Origin of the sequence: Polaromonas sp. C04 (genome assembly GCF_002002705.1) — a bacterium.
GTDB lineage: Bacteria > Pseudomonadota > Gammaproteobacteria > Burkholderiales > Burkholderiaceae_C > Rhodoferax_A.
In genome coordinates this window covers 55,310-73,672 of the sequence record NZ_MUNS01000031.1, presented here as the reverse complement: position 1 = coordinate 73,672, position 18,363 = coordinate 55,310, and the positions used below count along the sequence as shown (strand labels likewise).

The window sequence follows — 18,363 nt, the reverse complement described above, 5'->3', positions numbered from 1 at the left end:
CTTTACCAGTCCTGCACAGTAAGCTATTGTTTCTATAGCACTTCGCTGGCAAAGTCGGCCAGCCGCGAGCGTTCGCCGCGCGCCAGCGTGATGTGCCCGCCGTGCGGCCAGCCCTTGAACTTGTCGACGGCAAACGTCAGCCCCGACGAGCCCTCGGTCAGGTACGGCGTGTCGATCTGCGCCAGGTTGCCCATGCAGATGATCTTGGTGCCGGGGCCGGCGCGCGTGATCAGCGTTTTCATCTGTTTGGGCGTCAGGTTCTGCGCCTCGTCGATGATCACGTACTTGTTCAAGAAGGTGCGCCCGCGCATGAAGTTCATGCTCTTGATCTTGATGCGCGAGCGGATCAGCTCGTTGGTGGCGGCGCGGCCCCATTCGCCCGAGGTGGTCTCGGTCTTGGCCAGCACCTCGAGGTTGTCGTCCAGCGCGCCCATCCAGGGGCCCATCTTTTCCTCTTCGGTGCCCGGCAGAAAGCCGATGTCCTCGCCCACGCTCACGGTCGCGCGGGTCATGATGATTTCGGTATAGCGGCGGTCGTCCAGCACCTGGGTCAGGCCCGAGGCCAGCGCCATCAGCGTCTTGCCGGTGCCGGCATTCCCCGCGAGCGTCACAAAATCCACTTCCGGATCCATCAGCACGTTCATCGCGAAGTTCTGCTCGCGGTTGCGCGTGGTCACGCCCCAGACCGCGTTTTTCAGGTGGTTGTAGTCCTTCAGCGTCTTGAGCACCGCCGTCTTGGCGCGGATCTCGGTGACGCGGGCGTACAGGCTGGGCTCGCCCGGCGCCTCGAAGTAGACGAACTGGTTGATCAGCAGGTTCGGCACGATCGGCCCGCTGATGCGGTAGAACGTATAGCTGCCGCTTTGCCAGCTCTCCATGGTCTTGCCATGCTTGGTCCAGAAATCCAGCGGCAGCGCCAGGCTGCCTGCGTACAGCAGGTCGCCGTCGTCGAGCGTCTTGTCGTTCTGGTAGTCGTCGGTCGGCAGGCCCAGCGCGCGCGCCTTGACCCGCATGTTGATGTCCTTGGAGACCAGCACCACTTCACGCGCGCCCGCGTGTGAATCCTTGCCTTGCGGCGCGTACTGCTTGCGCAGCGCCCCCACCACCCCCAGGATCTGGTTGTCGGCCTTGCCCTGGGGCAGGCTCAGGGGCAGGGTGTAGTCCAGCGTCTGGGTCTGGAAGAACAGCTTGCCGCCGGCCTCCTTGTGGCCCGTGGCATCGAGCTTCAGGCCGCTGCCGAAATCGGCGCCCTGGGTGCCGGCCAGCGCATCGAGCGAGCGGCTGGTCTGGCGCGCGTTGCGCGCCACTTCCGTCATCCCCTTTTTGTGGCCGTCGAGCTCCTCCAGCACGATCATCGGCAGGAAGATGTCGTGCTCTTCGAAGCGGAACAGGCACATCGGGTCGTGCAGCAGCACGTTGGTGTCCAGCACAAACAGCTTGCTCGGCCCGGCGGCCTTTGCCTTTCTCGGTTTGACGTCCGCTTGAGGCACTGCGGCGCTACTTTTTTTGTAGCTGGGTGCGCTTGGCTGTTCAGGGCTTCGGGCCGTTTCAGTGCGGAACTTCGGCTGGAAGGCGGCCGGATGCTCGGCCGCTGCGCCACTGCTGGACATGTGCTCGGCCGTGGCCAGTATCGGCGCATTGCCGTCCCCCGGTGTGCCCTCGTCGTCGGCCTGTGGTTTTCGCGATGCGCGGGCGGAAGTTCTGGCGGGCGCGTCGTACGCTTCGGGCGCCAGCAGGGAGGCGCGCTTGGTGGGGGCGGGTGGCAATGGCATAAGGGGCAGTGTGCTCGCAGAAGGTGGGGAGTGGGAAACGGCGTGTAAAGGGTGTTCAAAAAGCGAAAAAGCCGCCTGGAGGCCAAGGCGGCTTTGGTTGGGGAGCGGTTGCAAGTTCCAACGGCATGGGGTCATTATGCATGAGCGCCGTGGCTTGCAATCCCCCTGTTGCTTTGAGGCGTCAAGCGGCCTTTTTCAAGGCCTTGACGGCCTTCAGGACTTCGTCCACATGGCCTGGAACCTTCAGGCCGCGCCATTCATTTTTCAGCAGGCCATCGGCACCAATCAGGAAGGTGCTGCGCTCGATGCCCTTGACCTTTTTGCCGTACATGATCTTGTTCTTGACGACGCCGAACATGTGGCACATTTTTTCTTCGGTGTCGGCGATCAGCTCGAAGGGCAGCTCCAGCTTGGCCTTGAACTCGTCGTGCGACTTCATGTTGTCGCGCGACACGCCGAACACGGTGGCGCCGGCCTTCACGAAGTCCTTGAACTTGTCGCGGAACTGCATGGCTTCGGTGGTGCAGCCCGGGGTGTTGTCCTTCGGGTAGAAGTACAGCACGAGGACATGCCCTAGATGTGATGTATTGGATACTTTGACGCCGCCGGTGGCATTCGATTCAAATTCCGGAAGGGGTTTGTTAACAACGATCGCCATAAAACTTCAATCTCGTGTGACAGGATGTGGTCGTTGATGGGATGCGCGGGAGCTGTTCCATCACAGCGCCCACCACTAAACCCCTCGATTTTACCCTAAAGGCACACGCCTAGCTGCCCGGCACCTCCAGCAGCAGGGCCGCTACCACGTGCCGGCCTTCGCCCGCGAGAATGTTGTAGGTGCGGCAGGCGGCCTGCGTGTCCATGGTCTCCACGCCAATGCGTCTGGCCATCAGGGGCCTGAGCCAGACCGGCTGCGGAAAGCGGATGCGCTCGCCGCTGCCGAAGATGACGAGCTCGGCATCGAGCGTGGCAATCTGCTCGAAATGCGCCGGCGTCAGATCGGCAAAACTGCGGCACGGCCAATCCAGGCGCTGGCCCTGCGAGCTGATGATGAGGCTGGAGGTGATTTTTTCACCGTCCAGCGCGACCCAGCCGGGACCGTAAGCGCTGATGGATTGAACGTCGAACTTGTCGGGTTGCAGCTTCATGGTGTTTTGGTAACTGTGGTCAAATTATAGGTTTTCATCCTTTAGACGCCCCCCGGAGGGACATTGAAAACGATTCAAAAATCGGCCAAGCTGGCCAACGTTTGCTACGACATCCGCGGCCCCATCATGGACCGCGCGCGGCAGATGGAGGAAGAGGGCCAAAAGCTCATCAAGCTCAACATCGGCAACCTGGCCCTGTTCGGCTTCGACTCGCCCGAAGAAATCCAGCAGGACATGATTCGCAACCTGCCGGGCTCGGCCGGTTATTCCGACAGCAAGGGCATCTTCGCAGCGCGCAAGGCGGTGATGCACGAGACCCAGAAGCAGGGTGTCAAGGGCGTCACGCTGGACGACATCTACCTGGGCAATGGCGCCAGCGAGCTGATCGTGATGGCGACCAATGCGCTGCTCAATGATGGCGACGAGCTGCTGCTGCCCGCGCCCGACTACCCGCTGTGGACGGCCGCGGCCAGCCTGTCGGGCGGCACACCGGTGCACTACCTGTGCGACGAGGCCAACGGCTGGATGCCGGACCTGGGCGACATTCGCGCCAGGATCACGCCGCGTACCAAGGGCATCGTGATCATCAACCCGAACAACCCGACCGGCGCGCTGTATTCGGACGAATTGCTGCGCGGCATCGTGGACATCGCGCGCACGCATGGCCTGGTCATCTTTGCCGATGAGGTGTACGACAAGGTGCTGTACGACGGCGTGCGCCATACGGCCATCGCCAGCCTGAGCGACGACGTGCTCACCCTGACCTTCAACTCGTTGTCCAAAAGCTACCGCTCCTGCGGCTACCGCGCGGGCTGGCTCGTGGTGTCGGGCGACAAGCGCCCGGCCGGCGACTACATCGAGGGCCTGAACATGCTCTCCAACATGCGCCTGTGTTCCAACGTGCCGGGCCAGTGGGCGATCCAGACCGCACTCGGCGGCTACCAGAGCATCATCGACCTGGTGGGCGAGGGCGGGCGCCTGCGCCGTCAGCGCGACCTGGCGTACGAACTGATCACGGCCATTCCGGGCGTGAGCTGCGTCAAGCCCAGTGCGGCGCTGTATATGTTTCCCCGGCTCGACCCCAAGGTCTACCCGATTGCGGACGACCGGCAGTTCTTTCTGGAACTGCTGCAGGAAACCCGCGTCATGCTGGTGCAGGGCACGGGCTTCAACTGGGCCACGCCGGACCATTTCCGCATCGTCTTCCTGCCGCACGAAGACGATTTGCGCGAGGCCGTCAGCCGCATTGCCAAATTCCTGGAAAGCTATCGAAAACGTAGCGCCAAGCCCATACTCAGCGTGGCCTGAGAGCACTTTTTACCAAAAACCAATGAAACCCATTCAAGTAGGCCTGCTGGGCATCGGCACCGTGGGCAGCGGCACGTTCAAGGTGCTGGCACGCAACCAGAACGAGATCAAGAGCCGCGCCGGCCGCGGCATCGCGATCACCATGGTGGCCGATCTGGACGTGGCGCGTGCGCAGGCGGTCGTCGGCGCGGGCGTGACGGTGGTGGCCGACGCGCGCGCCGTGATCGCCAACCCCGAGATCGACATCGTGGTCGAACTCATTGGCGGCTACGGCATTGCGAGGCAGCTGGTCCTGGAAGCCATCGCGGCGGGCAAGCATGTGGTCACCGCCAACAAGGCGCTGCTGGCGGTGCACGGCACCGAGATTTTCGCGGCTGCGCACGCCCGGGGCGTGATGGTGGCCTTCGAGGCGGCGGTGGCGGGCGGCATTCCGATCATCAAGGCGCTGCGCGAGGGCCTGGCGGCCAACAGCATCCAGTGGATTGCCGGCATCATCAACGGCACCACCAACTTCATCCTCTCCGAGATGCGCGACAAGGGCCTGGACTTTGGCGTGGCGTTGCAGGACGCGCAGCGCCTGGGCTACGCCGAGGCCGACCCCACGTTCGACATCGAAGGCGTGGACGCGGCGCACAAGGCGACCCTCATGTCGGCCATCGCGTTCGGCATCCCGGTGCAGTTCGAAAAAGCCTATGTGGAGGGCATCACCCAGCTGGCCACGACCGATATCAAATACGCCGAGCAGCTCGGCTACCGCATCAAGCTGCTGGGCATCACCAAGCGCACGGCGCAGGGCATCGAGCTGCGCGTGCACCCCGCCCTGGTGCCGGCCAAGCGGCTGATCGCCAACGTCGAAGGCGCCATGAACGCGGTGATGGTCAACGGCGACGCCGTGGGCACCACGCTGTACTACGGCAAGGGCGCGGGCAGCGAGCCGACCGCCAGCGCCGTGATTGCCGACCTGGTCGACATCACGCGGCTGCACACGGCCGATGCGGCGCAGCGCGTGCCGCACCTGGCGTTCCACCCCGACGCCATGAGCGACCTGCGCGTGCTGCCCATGAGCGAGGTGGTGACCAGCTACTACCTGCGCCTGCGCGTGGCCGACGAGGCAGGCGTGCTGGCCCAGGTGACCGGCATCGTGGCCGACGCCGGCATCAGCATCGACGCGGTGCTGCAGCGCGAGGCCGACGAAGTGGGTGGCGAAGGCGGTGCGCCGGAGGGCACACAAAGCGTGCCGCAGACCGACCTGATCATCCTCACGCACGACACCCGCGAAGGCACCATGAACGAGGCCATCGCGCGCATGCAGGCGCTGCCCAGCGTGCTGGCGCCGATCACGCGCATCCGCAAGGAAGAGCTGGCGTAAATGAGACCACCCCCGTTTCTCGCGCACTTCATGTCGCTCGCATCCCCCCTCAAGGGGGCGCATCCAGCGGCCCGGCAAAGCCGGTTCCGCGTATGCCCGCGGATGGGCTTTGTTGCGCTTGCCGCGTGATGGAGCGTTGACATGCATTACATCTCGACCCGCGGCGATGCCACGCCGCGCAAGTTCTGCGACATCCTGCTCGAAGGCCTGGCGCCCGATGGCGGGTTGTACCTGCCCGAGCACTATCCTCAGGTGGACGCGGCCACGTTGGCGAAGTGGCGCCCGCTGCCCTATGCCGATCTGGCGTTCGAAGTGCTGTCGCTGTACATCGACGACATTCCCGCCGACGACCTGCGCGCGATCTGCCGCAAGACCTATTCGCAGGAGGTGTTTGGCACGCGCGAGATCGTGCCGTTGAAGGTTCTGGATTCCCGCCCCCCGATCGGAGTCGAGGGCAGGCCCCGCGGGAATGACGAGTCTGTGGTGTACCTCGAAGCGCTGTCCAACGGGCCGACGCTGGCCTTCAAGGACATGGCGATGCAGCTGCTCGGCAATCTGTTCGAGTACGAGCTGGCGCGCCGTGGCGAGGAACTCAACATTCTGGGCGCGACCAGCGGCGACACCGGCAGCGCGGCCGAATACGCGATGCGCGGCAAGAGGGGCGTGCGCGTTTTCATGCTGAGCCCGAACGGGCGCATGAGTCCGTTCCAGCAGGCGCAGATGTTCAGCCTGCAGGACGACAACATCCACAACATCGCGGTGGATGGCGTGTTCGACGACTGCCAGGACATCGTCAAGGCGGTCTCGGGCGACCTCGATTTCAAGCGCAGGTACAAGATCGGCACCGTCAACTCGATCAACTGGGCGCGATTGCTGGCGCAGGTGGTGTACTACTTTGCGGGGTACTTCCAGGCAACCAGCCCTCACCCCAACCCTCTCCCAGGAGGAGAGGGAGTGAATGCGGGGTCCGGCGTGACTCCCTCGCCCCTTCGGGGAGAGGGCGGGGGTGAGGGGCTTGCCGCGACGCCGTCCCTTGAGCGCGTTAGTTTCACAGTGCCCAGCGGCAACTTCGGCAACGTCTGCGCCGGCCATGTGGCGCGCATGATGGGCCTGCCGATCGACCAGCTCGTGGTGGCGACCAACGAGAACGACGTGCTCGACGAGTTCTTCCGCACCGGCGTGTACCGCGTGCGCGCCAGCGCCGACACGCATGAGACCTCCAGCCCGTCGATGGACATTTCCAAGGCCAGCAACTTCGAGCGCTTCGTGTTCGACCTGCTGGGCCGCGATGGCGAGCGCACACGCGCGCTGTTTGGCGACGCCCTGGCGAAAGACGGGCGCTTTGACCTGAGCATGAACCCGGCCTTCCGGCAGGCGGCGCAGCGCTACGGCTTTGTCAGCGGCAAGAGCACCCATGCCGACCGGCTGGCGACCATCAAAGACAGCTTCGAGCGCCTGGGCGTGATGATCGACCCGCACACCGCCGATGCCGTGAAGGTCGCGCGCGAGCACCTCGTGGCGGGCGTGCCGATGATCGTGCTGGAGACCGCGCTGCCCATCAAGTTTGCGCAGACCATCGCCCTGGCGCTGGGCCGGGAACCCGATCGGCCGGCCCGGTTCGACGGCATCGAGCAATTGCCCCGGCGTGTGACGCTGATGATTCCGGATGCCGTTGCGGTGCAGGCCTACATCGCCCAGCATTGCAGGTAAAAAGTGGCTGTAGCCCATATGGGTCGTTCATAGTTAGCTATAAAAAATAGAGCAACCTGAGAAAACTCCATGAAAGTTGTTGGCTTCGCGGGCTACTCGGGCTCGGGCAAAACCACTCTGGTTGAAAGCCTGATCCCGATGTTCAAACAGCGCGGCCAGCGCGTCTCGGTGGTCAAGCATGCGCACCACCGTTTCGACATCGACCACGTGGGCAAAGACACCTGGCGGCATCGCCAGGCCGGCGCGTTCGAGGTGGTTGTCGCCTCCGACCGGCGGCTGGCCCTGATGCGGGAATTCGAGCGCGCCACCGCGCTGTCGGTGCACCAGCTGATTGCCGAGCTCGATGACGCGGTGGACTGGGTGCTGGTGGAGGGCTTCAAGCACAGCGACCTGCCCAAGGTCGAGGTCTGGCGCGCCGCAGCGGGCAAGCCGGCGTGCTATGCCGAGGATGATTTCATCGTCGCCATTGCCACCGATTCCCCGCGGCAGCTGCCGCAAACCACCATCCGCCCGGTACTGGATTTGAATGCGCCGGACGCGGTGGCGGCGTGGTTGGCCGACAATCAGGATCAGTTCGTTTACCGTTCGGAGCTGCATGCATGAATGACCCGCGTCCGCCCCTCAGGTCCCTCGACGACGCCCTGGCAGAGTTGCTGGACCGTGCCGTGCCACTACTCGAGTCCGAGCGGGTTTCCACCTTCGATGCCGATGGCCGCGTGCTGGCGCAGGACGTGGTCTCAAACCTGCAGGTGCCGCCGCAGGACAACAGCGCGATGGACGGTTATGCACTGCGCTGCGCGGATGTGACGGCCGCGGGCGCGTTGCTGCCCGTCTCGCAGCGCATCCCCGCCGGCAGCGCGGGCGCCGCGTTGCAGGATGGCACGGCGGCGCGCATCTTCACGGGTGCGCCGATTCCGCCCGGCGCCGACGCCGTGGTCATGCAGGAAGACTGCGAAGTGGTGGCTGGTGCGCCGGCGGCCATTCGCGTGATGCGGGTGCCCAAGCCCGGCCAGTGGATCCGGCGCGGCGGCGAAGACGTCATGCGCGGCGCCGTGGTGCTCTCAAAAGGAGAGCTTCTGACGCCCGCCGGTATTGGGCTGGCGGCCGGTATTGGCATGGATACGCTGCTGGTGGCGCGCCGTCCGCGGGTCGCGCTGTTCTCCACCGGAGACGAGCTGGTGATGCCCGGCGACGTCGCGCCCGAGCAGATGAAGCCCGGCGCCATCTACAACTCCAATCGCTTTTTTCTGCGCGCCTTGCTCAAACGGCTGGGCTGCGAGGTGACCGATCTGGGCATCGTGCCGGACCGGCGCGACGCCACCATCGATGCCCTGCGCAGCGCCAGCGCACAGCACGACCTGATCCTGACCAGCGGCGGGGTCTCGGTCGGCGAGGAAGACCACATCAAGCCGGCCGTGCAGGCGCTCGGCGAGCTGAACCTGTGGCAGATCGGGATCAAGCCCGGCAAGCCGTTCGCCTATGGGCGCATAGCGCAGGCGCACTTTGCCGGGCTGCCGGGCAACCCGGTGTCGAGCTTCATTACCTTCCTGCTGCTGGTGCGCCCGTTCCTGCGCAAACTGCAGGGCGCGACCTCGCTTGCTCCCAAACCTGTAGCTGTCCCGGCCCATTTCACCTGGCCGAGGGCCGATAAACGCCGTGAATTCCTGCGCGTGCGGCGCAATGCGGCGGGCGGGCTCGATCTGTTTCCCAACCAGAGTTCCGGCGTGCTGACCTCGACGGTGTGGGGCGACGGTGTGGTCGACAACCCCGCGGGGCAGACCATCAGCCACGGCGCCATGGTGCAGTTCATTTCGTTTGCGGAGTTGCTGTCGTGAAAATTACGGTCAAGTATTTCGCCTCCATCCGCGAGGCCATCGGGCAGGGCAGCGAGCCGGTGGAAACGTCGGCCGCCAGCCTGCTGGCGCTGCGCGACGAGTTGATCGCACGCGGGGACGCCTACGCCGCGAGCCTGGCGCGCGGCCGGGCCGTGCGCGTGGCGCTGAATCAGGTGATGGCGGACGAATCGGCGGCGCTGGTGGACGGCGCCGAAGTGGCTTTTTTCCCGCCGGTGACCGGGGGCTGACAGCATGACGTCCAGGGTCTCGATCCAGACGGATGATTTCAACGTTGCTACTGAAATCGAAGCGCTGCGTGCAGGTGAAAAGCGGGTTGGCGCCGTCTGCAGCTTCATCGGCACGGTGCGGGACAGGTATGGTGCCCCCACGCTCGGCACTAACGCGTCCTCGCTGCCCCCCGAGGGGGCCCTTTCGCCTTGGGGCGGCCCGGCGGCGAAAGACGATGGCTCGCGCGTGACGGCGATGGAGCTCGAGCACTACCCCGGCATGACCGAGAAGGCCATCGAGGCCATGATCGACGAGGTGCTCAAACGCTTCGACATCTATGCGGCGCGCGTGATCCACCGCGTCGGCCTGCTGCAGCCGCTCGACCAGATCGTGATGGTGGCCGTGACGTCGGCGCACCGCGGCCAGAGCTTTCAGGCCTGCGAGTTCCTGATGGACTACCTGAAAACCCAGGCGCCGTTCTGGAAGAAAGAGCAGACGCCCGAGGGTGCGCACTGGGTTGATGCGCGCGTCAGCGATGACGCGGCGCTCGCCAAATGGGGCATTCACGCCGCCAATGCCTGAGCGATGGGCTGTCCGGTGGGTGGTGCCGGGCTAGGTTTGATCTGGCGGCACAAAGACGGCCCGCGCATCATCTTCCAGCCCTTCGGTGAGTCGCTGCAGCAATTCCACCAGCATGGCTTGTTGTTCGGCACTCAAGGGTGCCATCAGGCGGCGGTAGGCCCTCTCGGCCGGCGTTTGCGCCTGCTTCAGCAGGGCGGCGCCGGCATCCGACAACGAAATCGACAGATTGCGCCGATTCTGTGGAACCGCTGATCGGGCGACCAGTCCGCGGGCCTGCAGTCCGCGCAGCACACGCAGCACCGTCACCTTGTCGAAGCCGAGTGCACGCGCCAGACTCGACTGGTCCAGCCCCGGCGTGGCCCGCAGCACGGTCAGCACCCCGAACTGTGCAGGTGTCAGGCCGACGCTGCGGCATTCCTCCTCGAACACGGCCGCCGATATCTGGTGCGCGCGGCGCAACAGGAAGCCGGGACGGCTGTACAGGCGTGTGAGGGAGTGGGCAGGGGGCACGGGCAGGCTTGCAGGCTTAGGGAATTCATGGATTGTGCCTCGTTGGTTCTTGCTGAAAATAGTTAGCATGCAAACAAAGTGGGATCATCCATGGTTTCCGTCTTCAAACACCTGGCACTGCGCGTAGCCGGCACGTTGGTAATGGCGCTCGTCGGTGTTGGCGCGCTGGCGCAGACCACGCTGCCCGATGCGCCGATCCGCCTGATCGTGCCGTTCTCGCCCGGCACGGGCATCGATCTGATTGCGCGCACGGTGGGGCCCAGGCTCGCCGAGCGGCTGGGCCGTCCGGTGGTGGTGGAAAACCGGGTTGGCGCCTCGGGCAACATCGGCACCGAGGCGGTGGTGCGCGCGGCCCCGAATGGCTCGACCCTGCTGGTATCGGTCAACACCCTGGTCATGAATCGCAGCCTTTATCCCAATCTGAGCTTCGATCCGGTGCACGATCTGACGCCGGTGGCGCTGACCAGTTGGGGCCAACTGATTCTGGTGACGAACCCTAAAACCGGCTACAAAACCGTGACCGATTTGATCGCGGCGGCGCGCCGCAAGCCGGGCCAGATCAACTACGGCTCGCCCGGCGTCGGCACGCCGCATCACCTGTCCATGGAGTTGTTCAAGGCCACGAGCGGTGTGTTCCTGACACATATTCCCTATCGTGGGACCGGGCCGGCGTTGACCGACTTGCTCAGTGGGCAGATTGACGCGATGTTTCTGCCGATTCACGTCGCGTTGCCATTTGTGAAGGCCGGCAAGCTGGTGGCCCTGGGCATTGGCAGCGACAAACGCCACCCCTTGCTGCCTGATGTGCCGACGCTGGCCGAGGCCCATGCCGGCAATGTGAACGTGGCCATGTGGTACGGCATCTTTGCGCCGCGCGGCATGGCGCCGGACCTGGTGGCGCGCCTGAACCACGAGATAGGGGACATCGTGGCAACCCCGCAGGTGCGCAGCGCTTTCGAGGTGCAGGGCATGGACCCGGCCAGCGGCACGCCGCAAGAGTTTCAGCGACTGGTCGAGAAGGATGCCGTCCGGTGGGCGCAACTCATCAAGTCGCAGCACATCACGGCCGAGTGACATGAACCACGCAGACCGCAGGAGCGATAGATGAAGATTGCAGTGGTGGGGGGAGGCATTGCCGGCCTCAGTTTTGCTTTGGCACTCCAGCAGCGCGGCCTGTCGTGTGACGTGTTTGAAACCGTGCCGCAGGTCCGCGAGCTGGGCGTGGGCATCACGCTGCTGCCGCACGCCATGCGTGAACTGGCGGCGCTGGGCCTGCAGGACCGGCTCGAAGCCATCGGTATCGAGAACCTGGAGAGCGTGTTCTTCAACCGCTTTGGCCAGTTTATCTACAAGGAGCCGCGCGGGCGCCATGCCGGTTACGCCACCCCCGAGATCGGCCTGCATCGCGGCAAATTGCATCGGCTGCTGTACGAAGTCGCACTGGAGCGGTTGGGGGCGCTAGCCATTCACACCGACCACCGCTGCATGCGCGTCGACCAGGACGGCGCGGGTGCGACCCTGCACTTTGTACAAAGCTCCACCGGCGCCCAACTGGCGCCGGTGCGCGCCGATGTGGTGATTGCCTGTGACGGCGTGAACTCCTCGGTGCGTCGCCAGTTCTATCCCGCCGAGAAAGTCGCTTTTGCCGGCATCAACACCTGGCGCGGCGTGACCCGGCACAAACCCATCCTGACCGGCAAGAGCTACCTGCGAATCGGCTCGATCGAGACCGGCAAGATGGTGATCTACCCGATCGTCGACAGCGTGGACGCAGAGGCCACCCAGTTGATCAACTGGGTGGCCGAAATCCGGCGCGACGACGCGAGCATGAATGACTGGAATCACCAAGGCAATCTCGGTGACTTCTTGCCCATCTTCAAGGAATGGCGCTTCCCGTGGCTCGACGTGCCCGCGCTGATCTCCGGCGCCGAGCAGATTCTCGAGTACCCGATGGTCGACAGGGACCCCGTGCCGCAATGGACTTTTGGCCGTGTCACCCTGATGGGAGACGCCGCCCATCCTATGTATCCGCGTGGCTCCAACGGGTCGGCGCAAGCTATTATTGACGGACGAACGCTGGCCGAACTGCTGGTCCAAAACAGCGATCCGCTGGCGGCGCTGCAAGCCTATGAAGCGTTGCGGCTGGAGCCCACTGCCCGCATCGTGCTCACGAACCGCTCGGTGCCGCCTGATTTCATCATCATGAAGGCCGACGAACTCAGTGGCGGCAAGCCGTTTGACAACATTGACGATCTGATCAGCCAGGACGAGTTGCGTCGAATCTCCGAGAACTACAAAAAGATTGCCGGGTTTTCGCTCGACGCAACGAGGGAAGTTTGAGCCAGATCAACCGGTTGCATGGCATGGCCCCTTGAAAATGCAGGGATAAGCACTAGCTCATAGTGAACAGGAGTTCAATTCCCATGCGACAAGACAAACTCACCACCAAATTTCAGGAAGCCTTGGGCGAAGCCCAGACGCTGGCGCTCGGCAAGGACCACGCCTATATCGAGCCGGCCCACGTGCTGGCGGCCATGCTGCGCCAGGACGATGGCCCGCGTGCGCTGTTGCAGCGCGCCGGCGCCAACGTGCCGGGCCTGCTCGCGGGCGCCGAGAGCGCCATGAACCGGCTGCCCCAGGTGCAGGGGCAGGAGATGGTGCAGGTCGGCCCCGAGCTGGCCAAGCTGCTGCAGGCGACCGAGAAAGAAGCCCTCAAGCGCGGCGATGAATTCATTGCCGGAGAGCTGTTCCTGCTCGCGCTGACCGACAGCAAGGCTGAACTCGGCAAGGTGGCGCGGGAGAACGGACTCACGCGCAAATCGCTCGAGGCCGCGATCGATGCCGTGCGCGGCGGCCAGAGTATGGACAGCGCCGACGCCGAAGACCAGCGCGAATCGCTAAAAAAATACTGCCTGGACCTGACCGAGCGCGCGCGCCTGGGCAAGCTCGATCCGGTGATCGGCCGCGATGATGAAATCCGCCGCGCCATCCAGGTGCTGCAGCGCCGCACCAAGAACAACCCCGTTTTGATTGGCGAGCCCGGTGTGGGCAAGACCGCGATCGTGGAAGGTCTGGCCCAGCGCATCGTGGCCGGCGAGGTGCCGGACTCCCTCAAGGGCAAGCGCGTGCTCTCGCTCGACATGGCGGCCCTGCTGGCCGGCGCCAAGTACCGCGGCGAATTCGAGGAGCGGCTGAAGAACGTGCTCAAGGACCTGGCCAAGGACGAAGGCCAGACCATTGTCTTCATCGACGAGTTGCACACCATGGTGGGCGCCGGCAAGGCCGAGGGCGCGATGGACGCCGGCAACATGCTCAAGCCCGCGCTGGCGCGCGGCGAACTGCACTGCGTGGGCGCAACCACGCTGGATGAATACCGCAAGTACATCGAGAAGGATGCCGCGCTGGAGCGCCGCTTCCAGAAGATCCTGGTCGGCGAGCCGACGGTCGAGGCCACCATCGCGATCCTGCGCGGCCTGCAGGAGAAGTACGAAGTGCACCATGGCGTGGACATCACCGACCCGGCCATCGTGGCCGCGGCCGAGCTGAGCCACCGCTACATCACCGACCGCTTTCTGCCCGACAAGGCGATCGACCTGATCGACGAGGCCGCGGCCAAAATCAAGATCGAGATGGACTCGAAACCCGAGGTCATGGACAAGCTCGACCGGCGCATGATCCAGCTCAAGATCGAGCGCGAAGCCATGAAGAAGGAAAAGGACGAGGCCTCGCACAAGCGCCTGGCCTTGATCGAGGAAGACCTGGCCAAGCTCGAGCGCGAATACAACGATCTGGACGAGATCTGGAAGGTCGAAAAGGCGGCTGCGCAGGGCTCGGACCAGATTCGCAAGGAGATGGACCAGATCAAGTTCCAGATCGAGGAATTCACCCGCAAGGGGGACTTCAACAAGGTCGCGGAGCTGCAATACGGCAAGCTGCCCGAGCTCGAGAAGCAGCTCAAGGAAGCCCAGGCCAAGGAGGCCGGCAAGGGTGCGGGCAAGGGGGGCGGCACGGCGCGCAAGCTGTTGCGCACCCAGGTCGGCGCGGAAGAGATCGCCGAAGTCGTGGCGCGTGCCACCGGGATTCCGGTGAGCAAACTGATGCAGGGTGAGCGCGACAAGCTGCTGCTCATGGAAGGCAAGCTGCACGAGCGCGTGGTCGGCCAGGACGAGGCGATCTCGGCCGTGGCGAATGCCATCCGGCGCTCGCGCTCGGGCCTGAGCGACCCGAACCGCCCGACCGGCTCGTTCCTGTTCCTCGGCCCCACGGGCGTGGGCAAGACCGAGCTGTGCAAGGCACTGGCCGGTTTCCTGTTCGACAGCGAAGACCACCTGATCCGCGTCGACATGAGTGAGTTCATGGAGAAGCATTCGGTGGCCCGCCTGATCGGTGCGCCGCCCGGCTATGTGGGCTACGAAGAGGGCGGCTACCTGACCGAGGCCGTGCGCCGCAAACCGTATGCCGTGCTGCTGCTCGACGAGGTCGAGAAGGCGCATCCCGACGTGTTCAATGTGCTGCTGCAGGTGCTCGACGATGGCCGCCTGACCGATGGCCAGGGCCGCACGGTGGACTTCAAGAACACGGTGATTGTCATGACCAGCAACATCGGCTCGCCGATCATCCAGTCCATGGTGGGCAAGCCCGCCGAGGAGATCAAGGACGCGGTGCTGGAGGAGTTGAAAAACTACTTCCGCCCCGAGTTCCTGAACCGGATTGACGAGACGGTGGTGTTCCACGCGCTCGACGCGAAAAATATCGAGGCGATTGCCGCGATCCAGATCAAGGTGCTGCAGGCCCGGCTGGCCCGCATGGACCTGACGCTGGAAGTCTCGCCCGCCGCACTGGCCGAGCTGGCCAAGGTCGGCTTTGACCCGGTGTTTGGTGCGCGGCCGCTCAAGCGTGCGATCCAGCAGCGCATCGAGAATCCGCTGTCCAAGCTGCTGCTGGAGGGCAAGTTTGCGCCCAAGTCGGTGATCCCGGTGAATGTGGACCCGATCCGTGCGCCGGGGCAGTTCAGTTTCGAGCGGGTGGTGCACTGAGCCGCTCGTGCGGGCTCGCATGGGCCCGCAGCCAGGCCGCGAAGTCGTGTTCGGTGATGTCGCCGCTGGCGACGGCCAGCATGGTGAGCACGCAATCGGCATCCGTAACTTCAAGACGCCAGCCATTGAGCCGCAGAAACAACTCGGTCGCCACCAGTGCCGTGCGCTTGTTGCCATCGACGAAAGCGTGGTTGCGGGCAATACCGTAGCCATAGGCCGCAGCCAGTGCGGCAGCATCGGGCTCGCCGTAGGCAGCCAGATGGAGGGGTCGACCGAGTGCAGAGTCGAGCAAAGCCTCATCGCGCAAGCCGGCAGCGCCACCGTGCTCTGCCAGTTGCATCTCATGCACGGCGATCAACACCGCGCGGTCAACCCAGCGCCAGGCGGCGCTCACTTGGCCAACTCGCGCAACACGGCGCGGCGGTCCTTCATGATCTCGCGGCCAATCCGCATCTGCTCTTCGAACTCCGGGTTATGGGGCGTGATGCGCAGGCCGTCTGGCGTTTCAGTGACATAAAACTCGTCGCCTTTTTCCAGCCGCATCTGCGCGAGCAATTCCTTCGGAAAAATCACCCCCACGGAGTTGCCAATCTGGGTGAGTTTGAGTGTGTGCATGGCATTCTTTCGTTATTACAGATGTAATACTAAACCGGTAAAGCGGCGGCGTCAAACGGGCCGCCGCAAGCGGGCGGCTGGGCCTGTGTCAAGACTGGCCGCGCCAGCAGTGCGTCGGCGCCCTGGCCGGGCGCGAGGCCGCCCCATTCGCGTTGTCCACCCACGGATGGTCGGCAATGGCAAACACCAGGGACACCGCACCGGCAGCGGGGTGCGGCCCGCTGGGGACCGATTTCTGCGCATTGGGCAGTATGAGGACCGCGGCGGGCCGTGCCCCGCTGCCGGCACCCCGCCGTGCGCCGGAGCGCCGCAGCGCCACTCCTTCGACAGGCTCAGCGTGAACGAAGGGCGGCACGGATCGGCCTTCAAGCGCCGCCTCGCGGCCCGAGTCACAGACGGCACCATGAGGTTAGGATGCAATGCATCCCAACCTCGCGTTTTTCGCCGTGACCTCTACCCCCAACCCTGCAGATATTCCCGAAGGCTTTCACCCCGTCAGCATCGGCGGCCCCTTCATGGCCCACAACGGCCCGCTGTTCGCCAAATGGAGCGGCGATCGCGTGCTGCTCGGCTTTCGGGTCGCGCCGCAGCACACCAACCCCCTGAACATCTGCCACGGCGGCATGCTGGCCTCGTTTGCCGACATGCTGATGCCCTGCGCCGCGATCTACCAGATGCAGGGGGAGCGCCGCTTTTTGCCCACCATCAGCCTCAACGTCGACTACCTGGGCGCATCGCCCCTGGGTGCCTGGGTGCAGGGTCAGGCCGACGTGCTGCGCACCACGCGCAACATGCTGTTTGCGCAGGGTCTGGTGACGGCCGACGGCGCGCCGGTGCTGCGCGTCAGCGGCATTTTCAAGATGGGCCCGTTGCTCGGCGATGGGGCGGACCGCGACCCGTTCAAGCTGCGCCCGCAGCCCTGAGCCGGGCGCGCAGCGCCTCGAGTTCGTCCAGCAATTGCAGCGCCAGTGCGGCGCCGGCGACGTTCACGCCCAGATCGCGCTGCAGGTGCACGGCCACGCTGGCGTGGCGCACCTGAACGCCCGTGAAGCGCCACTGATCGGGCGCCTGGCCCGCCGGCGTGAGCACGCCTTCCTCGACCAGTTCGGCGATGAAGTCGGTCTGCGCCATGCAGGCCCGGCAGAGTTCGGCCAGCGTCAACCCGGTCTGCTCTTCCAGAATGAAGACGGTGGCTTGCGACGGTGTGGTGTTGGGGCTCATGCTCAGACTCCCAGTTTGGTGCGGGGATTGAACGATTTGAACTGCGCGGCCATGCCCTGGTACACCGACTTCGCGGCATCGCTGTCGGCGGGGGGCAGGGCGATCTGCAGCACAAAATAAAAATCACCGGGCGTGCTGGCAGGTGTCGCCCCCGGAATGCCGCGGCCCTTGAGCCGCAGCTTGCGCCCGGCCGCGGAGCCGGCGGGTATTTTCAGCTCGACCTCGCCCGTGGGCGTGGGCACCTTGATTTCAGCGCCCAGCGCCGCCTCCCAGGGCGCGACCGGCAGATCGAGGTAGACATCGTGCCGGTCCACGCGGTAGCGCGCATGCGTGCGAAATTCGACTTCCAGGTACAGATCCCCGGCGCTGCCCTGGCCGATGCCGGGCGAGCCCTGTCCGGCCAGCCGGATGTGCTGGCCGGCCCGCACGCCGCGCGGAATGGTGAACTCGATCTGGTGTTCGCGCGTCGACACATGCCCCTGGGCGTCCACCTGCGGCATTTGCAGCGTGATGATGCGCGTGGCGCCGTGGTAGGCGTCCTCCAGGTCGATCTGGATTTTGGCGTGGCGATCCTCGCCCTGTGCATGGAACGAGGCCTGGGCACCGCGCGCGCCGCGTGCGCCGCCAAAGCTGCGCCCGAACAGCGACTCGAAGAAATCGCTGAAATCTTCCGCGCCGGCGCCGTCGGCACCGGCGCCCGCGGATTCGAAACCCGCGTTCCAGTCGGGGGGCGGACGGAAATCCTGCCCGGCCTGGTAATTGGGTCCGAGCCGGTCGTAGGCCGCACGCTTTTCGGGATCGCGCAGCACCTCGTAGGCCTCGCCGACCTCCTTGAACTGCTTTTCGGCATTGGACTCCTTGCTGACGTCCGGGTGGTATTTGCGCGCCAGCCGCCGGTAGGCGCGCTTGATGTCATCCTGCGTCGCGTCGCGCGCCAGCCCCATGACCTTGTAGTAATCCTTGAATTCCATTCAGACCTCCGTGGAGATGTACATCATAGGTGGCGCGCCAGGCCCGCTATGTTCAAAT

Annotated in this window: 20 protein-coding genes; 11 read left to right on the top strand and 9 right to left on the bottom strand. The window is 64.8% G+C overall.

The annotated features are described in order from the left end of the window. Positions 1 to 32: 32 nt before the first annotated feature. The 3 genes from B0E49_RS11185 to B0E49_RS11175 form a co-directional block, all read right to left on the bottom strand. A complete protein-coding gene (locus B0E49_RS11185) occupies positions 33 to 1,772 on the bottom strand; it encodes a PhoH family protein (protein WP_077562287.1) in 1,740 nt (579 codons plus the stop codon). 181 nt (positions 1,773 to 1,953) lie between these two features. Beyond that, a complete protein-coding gene (locus B0E49_RS11180; protein WP_077562286.1) occupies positions 1,954 to 2,430 on the bottom strand; it encodes a peroxiredoxin in 477 nt (158 codons plus the stop codon). 109 nt (positions 2,431 to 2,539) lie between these two features. Then, the gene (locus B0E49_RS11175; RefSeq protein WP_077562285.1) at positions 2,540 to 2,920 is read right to left on the bottom strand and encodes an Mth938-like domain-containing protein; all 381 of its coding nucleotides are present in this window, start codon (positions 2,918 to 2,920) and stop codon (positions 2,540 to 2,542) included. Between the two features lie 63 nt (positions 2,921 to 2,983). On the opposite strand from B0E49_RS11175, the gene B0E49_RS11170 reads away from it, so the two are divergent. The 7 genes from B0E49_RS11170 to B0E49_RS11140 all read left to right on the top strand — a co-directional run bounded on the left by B0E49_RS11170 (position 2,984) and on the right by B0E49_RS11140 (position 9,952). Then, the gene (locus tag B0E49_RS11170; protein ID WP_077562284.1) at positions 2,984 to 4,228 is read left to right on the top strand and encodes a pyridoxal phosphate-dependent aminotransferase; all 1,245 of its coding nucleotides are present in this window, start codon (positions 2,984 to 2,986) and stop codon (positions 4,226 to 4,228) included. Positions 4,229 to 4,250: 22 nt separating this feature from the next. Next, positions 4,251 to 5,597: a homoserine dehydrogenase gene (locus B0E49_RS11165; RefSeq protein WP_077562283.1), complete on the top strand. Its 1,347-nt coding sequence runs from the start codon at positions 4,251 to 4,253 to the stop codon at positions 5,595 to 5,597. A gap of 141 nt (positions 5,598 to 5,738) precedes the next feature. Then, positions 5,739 to 7,307, top strand: coding sequence for a threonine synthase (locus tag B0E49_RS20895; protein WP_077562282.1), 1,569 nt, complete (start codon positions 5,739 to 5,741; stop codon positions 7,305 to 7,307). A 69-nt stretch (positions 7,308 to 7,376) separates the two neighbouring features. Then, entirely contained in the window at positions 7,377 to 7,910 is a 534-nt protein-coding gene (gene mobB / locus B0E49_RS11155) for a molybdopterin-guanine dinucleotide biosynthesis protein B (protein ID WP_077562281.1), read from the top strand. After that, positions 7,907 to 9,142 carry a molybdopterin molybdotransferase MoeA gene (locus B0E49_RS11150; RefSeq protein WP_077562280.1) on the top strand — a complete coding sequence of 412 codons (1,236 nt, stop codon included), beginning with the start codon at positions 7,907 to 7,909 and terminating at the stop codon, positions 9,140 to 9,142. Before mobB ends, B0E49_RS11150 begins: the two co-directional genes overlap by 4 nt. Further along, positions 9,139 to 9,390, top strand: a complete 252-nt coding sequence (locus B0E49_RS11145; RefSeq protein WP_077562279.1) for a MoaD/ThiS family protein — start codon at positions 9,139 to 9,141, stop codon at positions 9,388 to 9,390. The genes B0E49_RS11150 and B0E49_RS11145 overlap by 4 nt, the downstream gene beginning before the upstream one ends. Positions 9,391 to 9,394: 4 nt before the next feature. After that, complete coding sequence (locus B0E49_RS11140) at positions 9,395 to 9,952, top strand: molybdenum cofactor biosynthesis protein MoaE (protein WP_077562278.1); 558 nt, start codon at positions 9,395 to 9,397, stop codon at positions 9,950 to 9,952. Between the two features lie 30 nt (positions 9,953 to 9,982). Here the strand turns inward: B0E49_RS11140 and B0E49_RS11135 are convergent, their stop codons facing one another. After that, on the bottom strand, positions 9,983 to 10,462 hold the full coding sequence (locus B0E49_RS11135; protein ID WP_286137938.1) for a MarR family winged helix-turn-helix transcriptional regulator: 480 nt from the start codon (positions 10,460 to 10,462) through the stop codon (positions 9,983 to 9,985). Between the two features lie 141 nt (positions 10,463 to 10,603). On the opposite strand from B0E49_RS11135, the gene B0E49_RS11130 reads away from it, so the two are divergent. The 3 genes from B0E49_RS11130 to clpB all read left to right on the top strand — a co-directional run bounded on the left by B0E49_RS11130 (position 10,604) and on the right by clpB (position 15,498). Next, positions 10,604 to 11,536 carry a tripartite tricarboxylate transporter substrate binding protein gene (locus B0E49_RS11130; protein ID WP_286137966.1) on the top strand — a complete coding sequence of 311 codons (933 nt, stop codon included), beginning with the start codon at positions 10,604 to 10,606 and terminating at the stop codon, positions 11,534 to 11,536. 30 nt (positions 11,537 to 11,566) lie between these two features. Then, positions 11,567 to 12,802 (top strand): flavin-dependent oxidoreductase, encoded by a 1,236-nt coding sequence (locus B0E49_RS11125; protein ID WP_077562275.1) that lies wholly within the window; start codon positions 11,567 to 11,569, stop codon positions 12,800 to 12,802. 83 nt (positions 12,803 to 12,885) lie between these two features. Next, positions 12,886 to 15,498 carry an ATP-dependent chaperone ClpB gene (gene clpB / locus B0E49_RS11120; protein ID WP_077562274.1) on the top strand — a complete coding sequence of 871 codons (2,613 nt, stop codon included), beginning with the start codon at positions 12,886 to 12,888 and terminating at the stop codon, positions 15,496 to 15,498. Here clpB and B0E49_RS11115 read toward each other — a convergent pair. The 3 genes from B0E49_RS11115 to B0E49_RS11105 all read right to left on the bottom strand — a co-directional run bounded on the left by B0E49_RS11115 (position 15,473) and on the right by B0E49_RS11105 (position 16,468). Then, positions 15,473 to 15,892, bottom strand: a complete 420-nt coding sequence (locus B0E49_RS11115; RefSeq protein WP_077562273.1) for a type II toxin-antitoxin system death-on-curing family toxin — start codon at positions 15,890 to 15,892, stop codon at positions 15,473 to 15,475. The two genes, clpB and B0E49_RS11115, sit on opposite strands and share 26 nt — an antisense overlap. Beyond that, positions 15,889 to 16,113 (bottom strand): AbrB/MazE/SpoVT family DNA-binding domain-containing protein, encoded by a 225-nt coding sequence (locus tag B0E49_RS11110; RefSeq protein WP_077562272.1) that lies wholly within the window; start codon positions 16,111 to 16,113, stop codon positions 15,889 to 15,891. Before B0E49_RS11110 ends, B0E49_RS11115 begins: the two co-directional genes overlap by 4 nt. Positions 16,114 to 16,201: 88 nt before the next feature. After that, on the bottom strand, positions 16,202 to 16,468 hold the full coding sequence (locus B0E49_RS11105; RefSeq protein ID WP_144264530.1) for a hypothetical protein: 267 nt from the start codon (positions 16,466 to 16,468) through the stop codon (positions 16,202 to 16,204). A gap of 64 nt (positions 16,469 to 16,532) precedes the next feature. On the opposite strand from B0E49_RS11105, the gene B0E49_RS11100 reads away from it, so the two are divergent. After that, the gene (locus B0E49_RS11100; protein ID WP_077562270.1) at positions 16,533 to 17,036 is read left to right on the top strand and encodes a PaaI family thioesterase; all 504 of its coding nucleotides are present in this window, start codon (positions 16,533 to 16,535) and stop codon (positions 17,034 to 17,036) included. On the opposite strand, the gene B0E49_RS11095 is transcribed toward B0E49_RS11100, so the two are convergent. Both B0E49_RS11095 and B0E49_RS11090 read right to left on the bottom strand, forming a co-directional pair. Further along, complete coding sequence (locus tag B0E49_RS11095) at positions 17,014 to 17,334, bottom strand: chaperone modulator CbpM (protein WP_077562269.1); 321 nt, start codon at positions 17,332 to 17,334, stop codon at positions 17,014 to 17,016. The genes B0E49_RS11100 and B0E49_RS11095 overlap by 23 nt on opposite strands. A 2-nt stretch (positions 17,335 to 17,336) precedes the next feature. Next, complete coding sequence (locus tag B0E49_RS11090) at positions 17,337 to 18,305, bottom strand: DnaJ C-terminal domain-containing protein (protein WP_077562268.1); 969 nt, start codon at positions 18,303 to 18,305, stop codon at positions 17,337 to 17,339. Positions 18,306 to 18,363 lie beyond the last annotated feature (58 nt).

Coding starts and splice junctions, on each gene's coding strand:
- B0E49_RS11095 (WP_077562269.1), bottom strand. CDS start 17,334: ATGAGCCCCAACACCACACCGTCGCAAGCCACCGTCTTCATTCTGGAA.
- B0E49_RS11100 (WP_077562270.1), top strand. CDS start 16,533: ATGCATCCCAACCTCGCGTTTTTCGCCGTGACCTCTACCCCCAACCCT.
- B0E49_RS11180 (WP_077562286.1), bottom strand. CDS start 2,430: ATGGCGATCGTTGTTAACAAACCCCTTCCGGAATTTGAATCGAATGCC.
- B0E49_RS11165 (WP_077562283.1), top strand. CDS start 4,251: ATGAAACCCATTCAAGTAGGCCTGCTGGGCATCGGCACCGTGGGCAGC.
- B0E49_RS11090 (WP_077562268.1), bottom strand. CDS start 18,305: ATGGAATTCAAGGATTACTACAAGGTCATGGGGCTGGCGCGCGACGCG.
- B0E49_RS20895 (WP_077562282.1), top strand. CDS start 5,739: ATGCATTACATCTCGACCCGCGGCGATGCCACGCCGCGCAAGTTCTGC.
- B0E49_RS11125 (WP_077562275.1), top strand. CDS start 11,567: ATGAAGATTGCAGTGGTGGGGGGAGGCATTGCCGGCCTCAGTTTTGCT.
- B0E49_RS11140 (WP_077562278.1), top strand. CDS start 9,395: ATGACGTCCAGGGTCTCGATCCAGACGGATGATTTCAACGTTGCTACT.
- clpB (WP_077562274.1), top strand. CDS start 12,886: ATGCGACAAGACAAACTCACCACCAAATTTCAGGAAGCCTTGGGCGAA.
- mobB (WP_077562281.1), top strand. CDS start 7,377: ATGAAAGTTGTTGGCTTCGCGGGCTACTCGGGCTCGGGCAAAACCACT.
- B0E49_RS11110 (WP_077562272.1), bottom strand. CDS start 16,113: ATGCACACACTCAAACTCACCCAGATTGGCAACTCCGTGGGGGTGATT.
- B0E49_RS11150 (WP_077562280.1), top strand. CDS start 7,907: ATGAATGACCCGCGTCCGCCCCTCAGGTCCCTCGACGACGCCCTGGCA.
- B0E49_RS11175 (WP_077562285.1), bottom strand. CDS start 2,920: ATGAAGCTGCAACCCGACAAGTTCGACGTTCAATCCATCAGCGCTTAC.
- B0E49_RS11130 (WP_286137966.1), top strand. CDS start 10,604: ATGGCGCTCGTCGGTGTTGGCGCGCTGGCGCAGACCACGCTGCCCGAT.
- B0E49_RS11185 (WP_077562287.1), bottom strand. CDS start 1,772: ATGCCATTGCCACCCGCCCCCACCAAGCGCGCCTCCCTGCTGGCGCCC.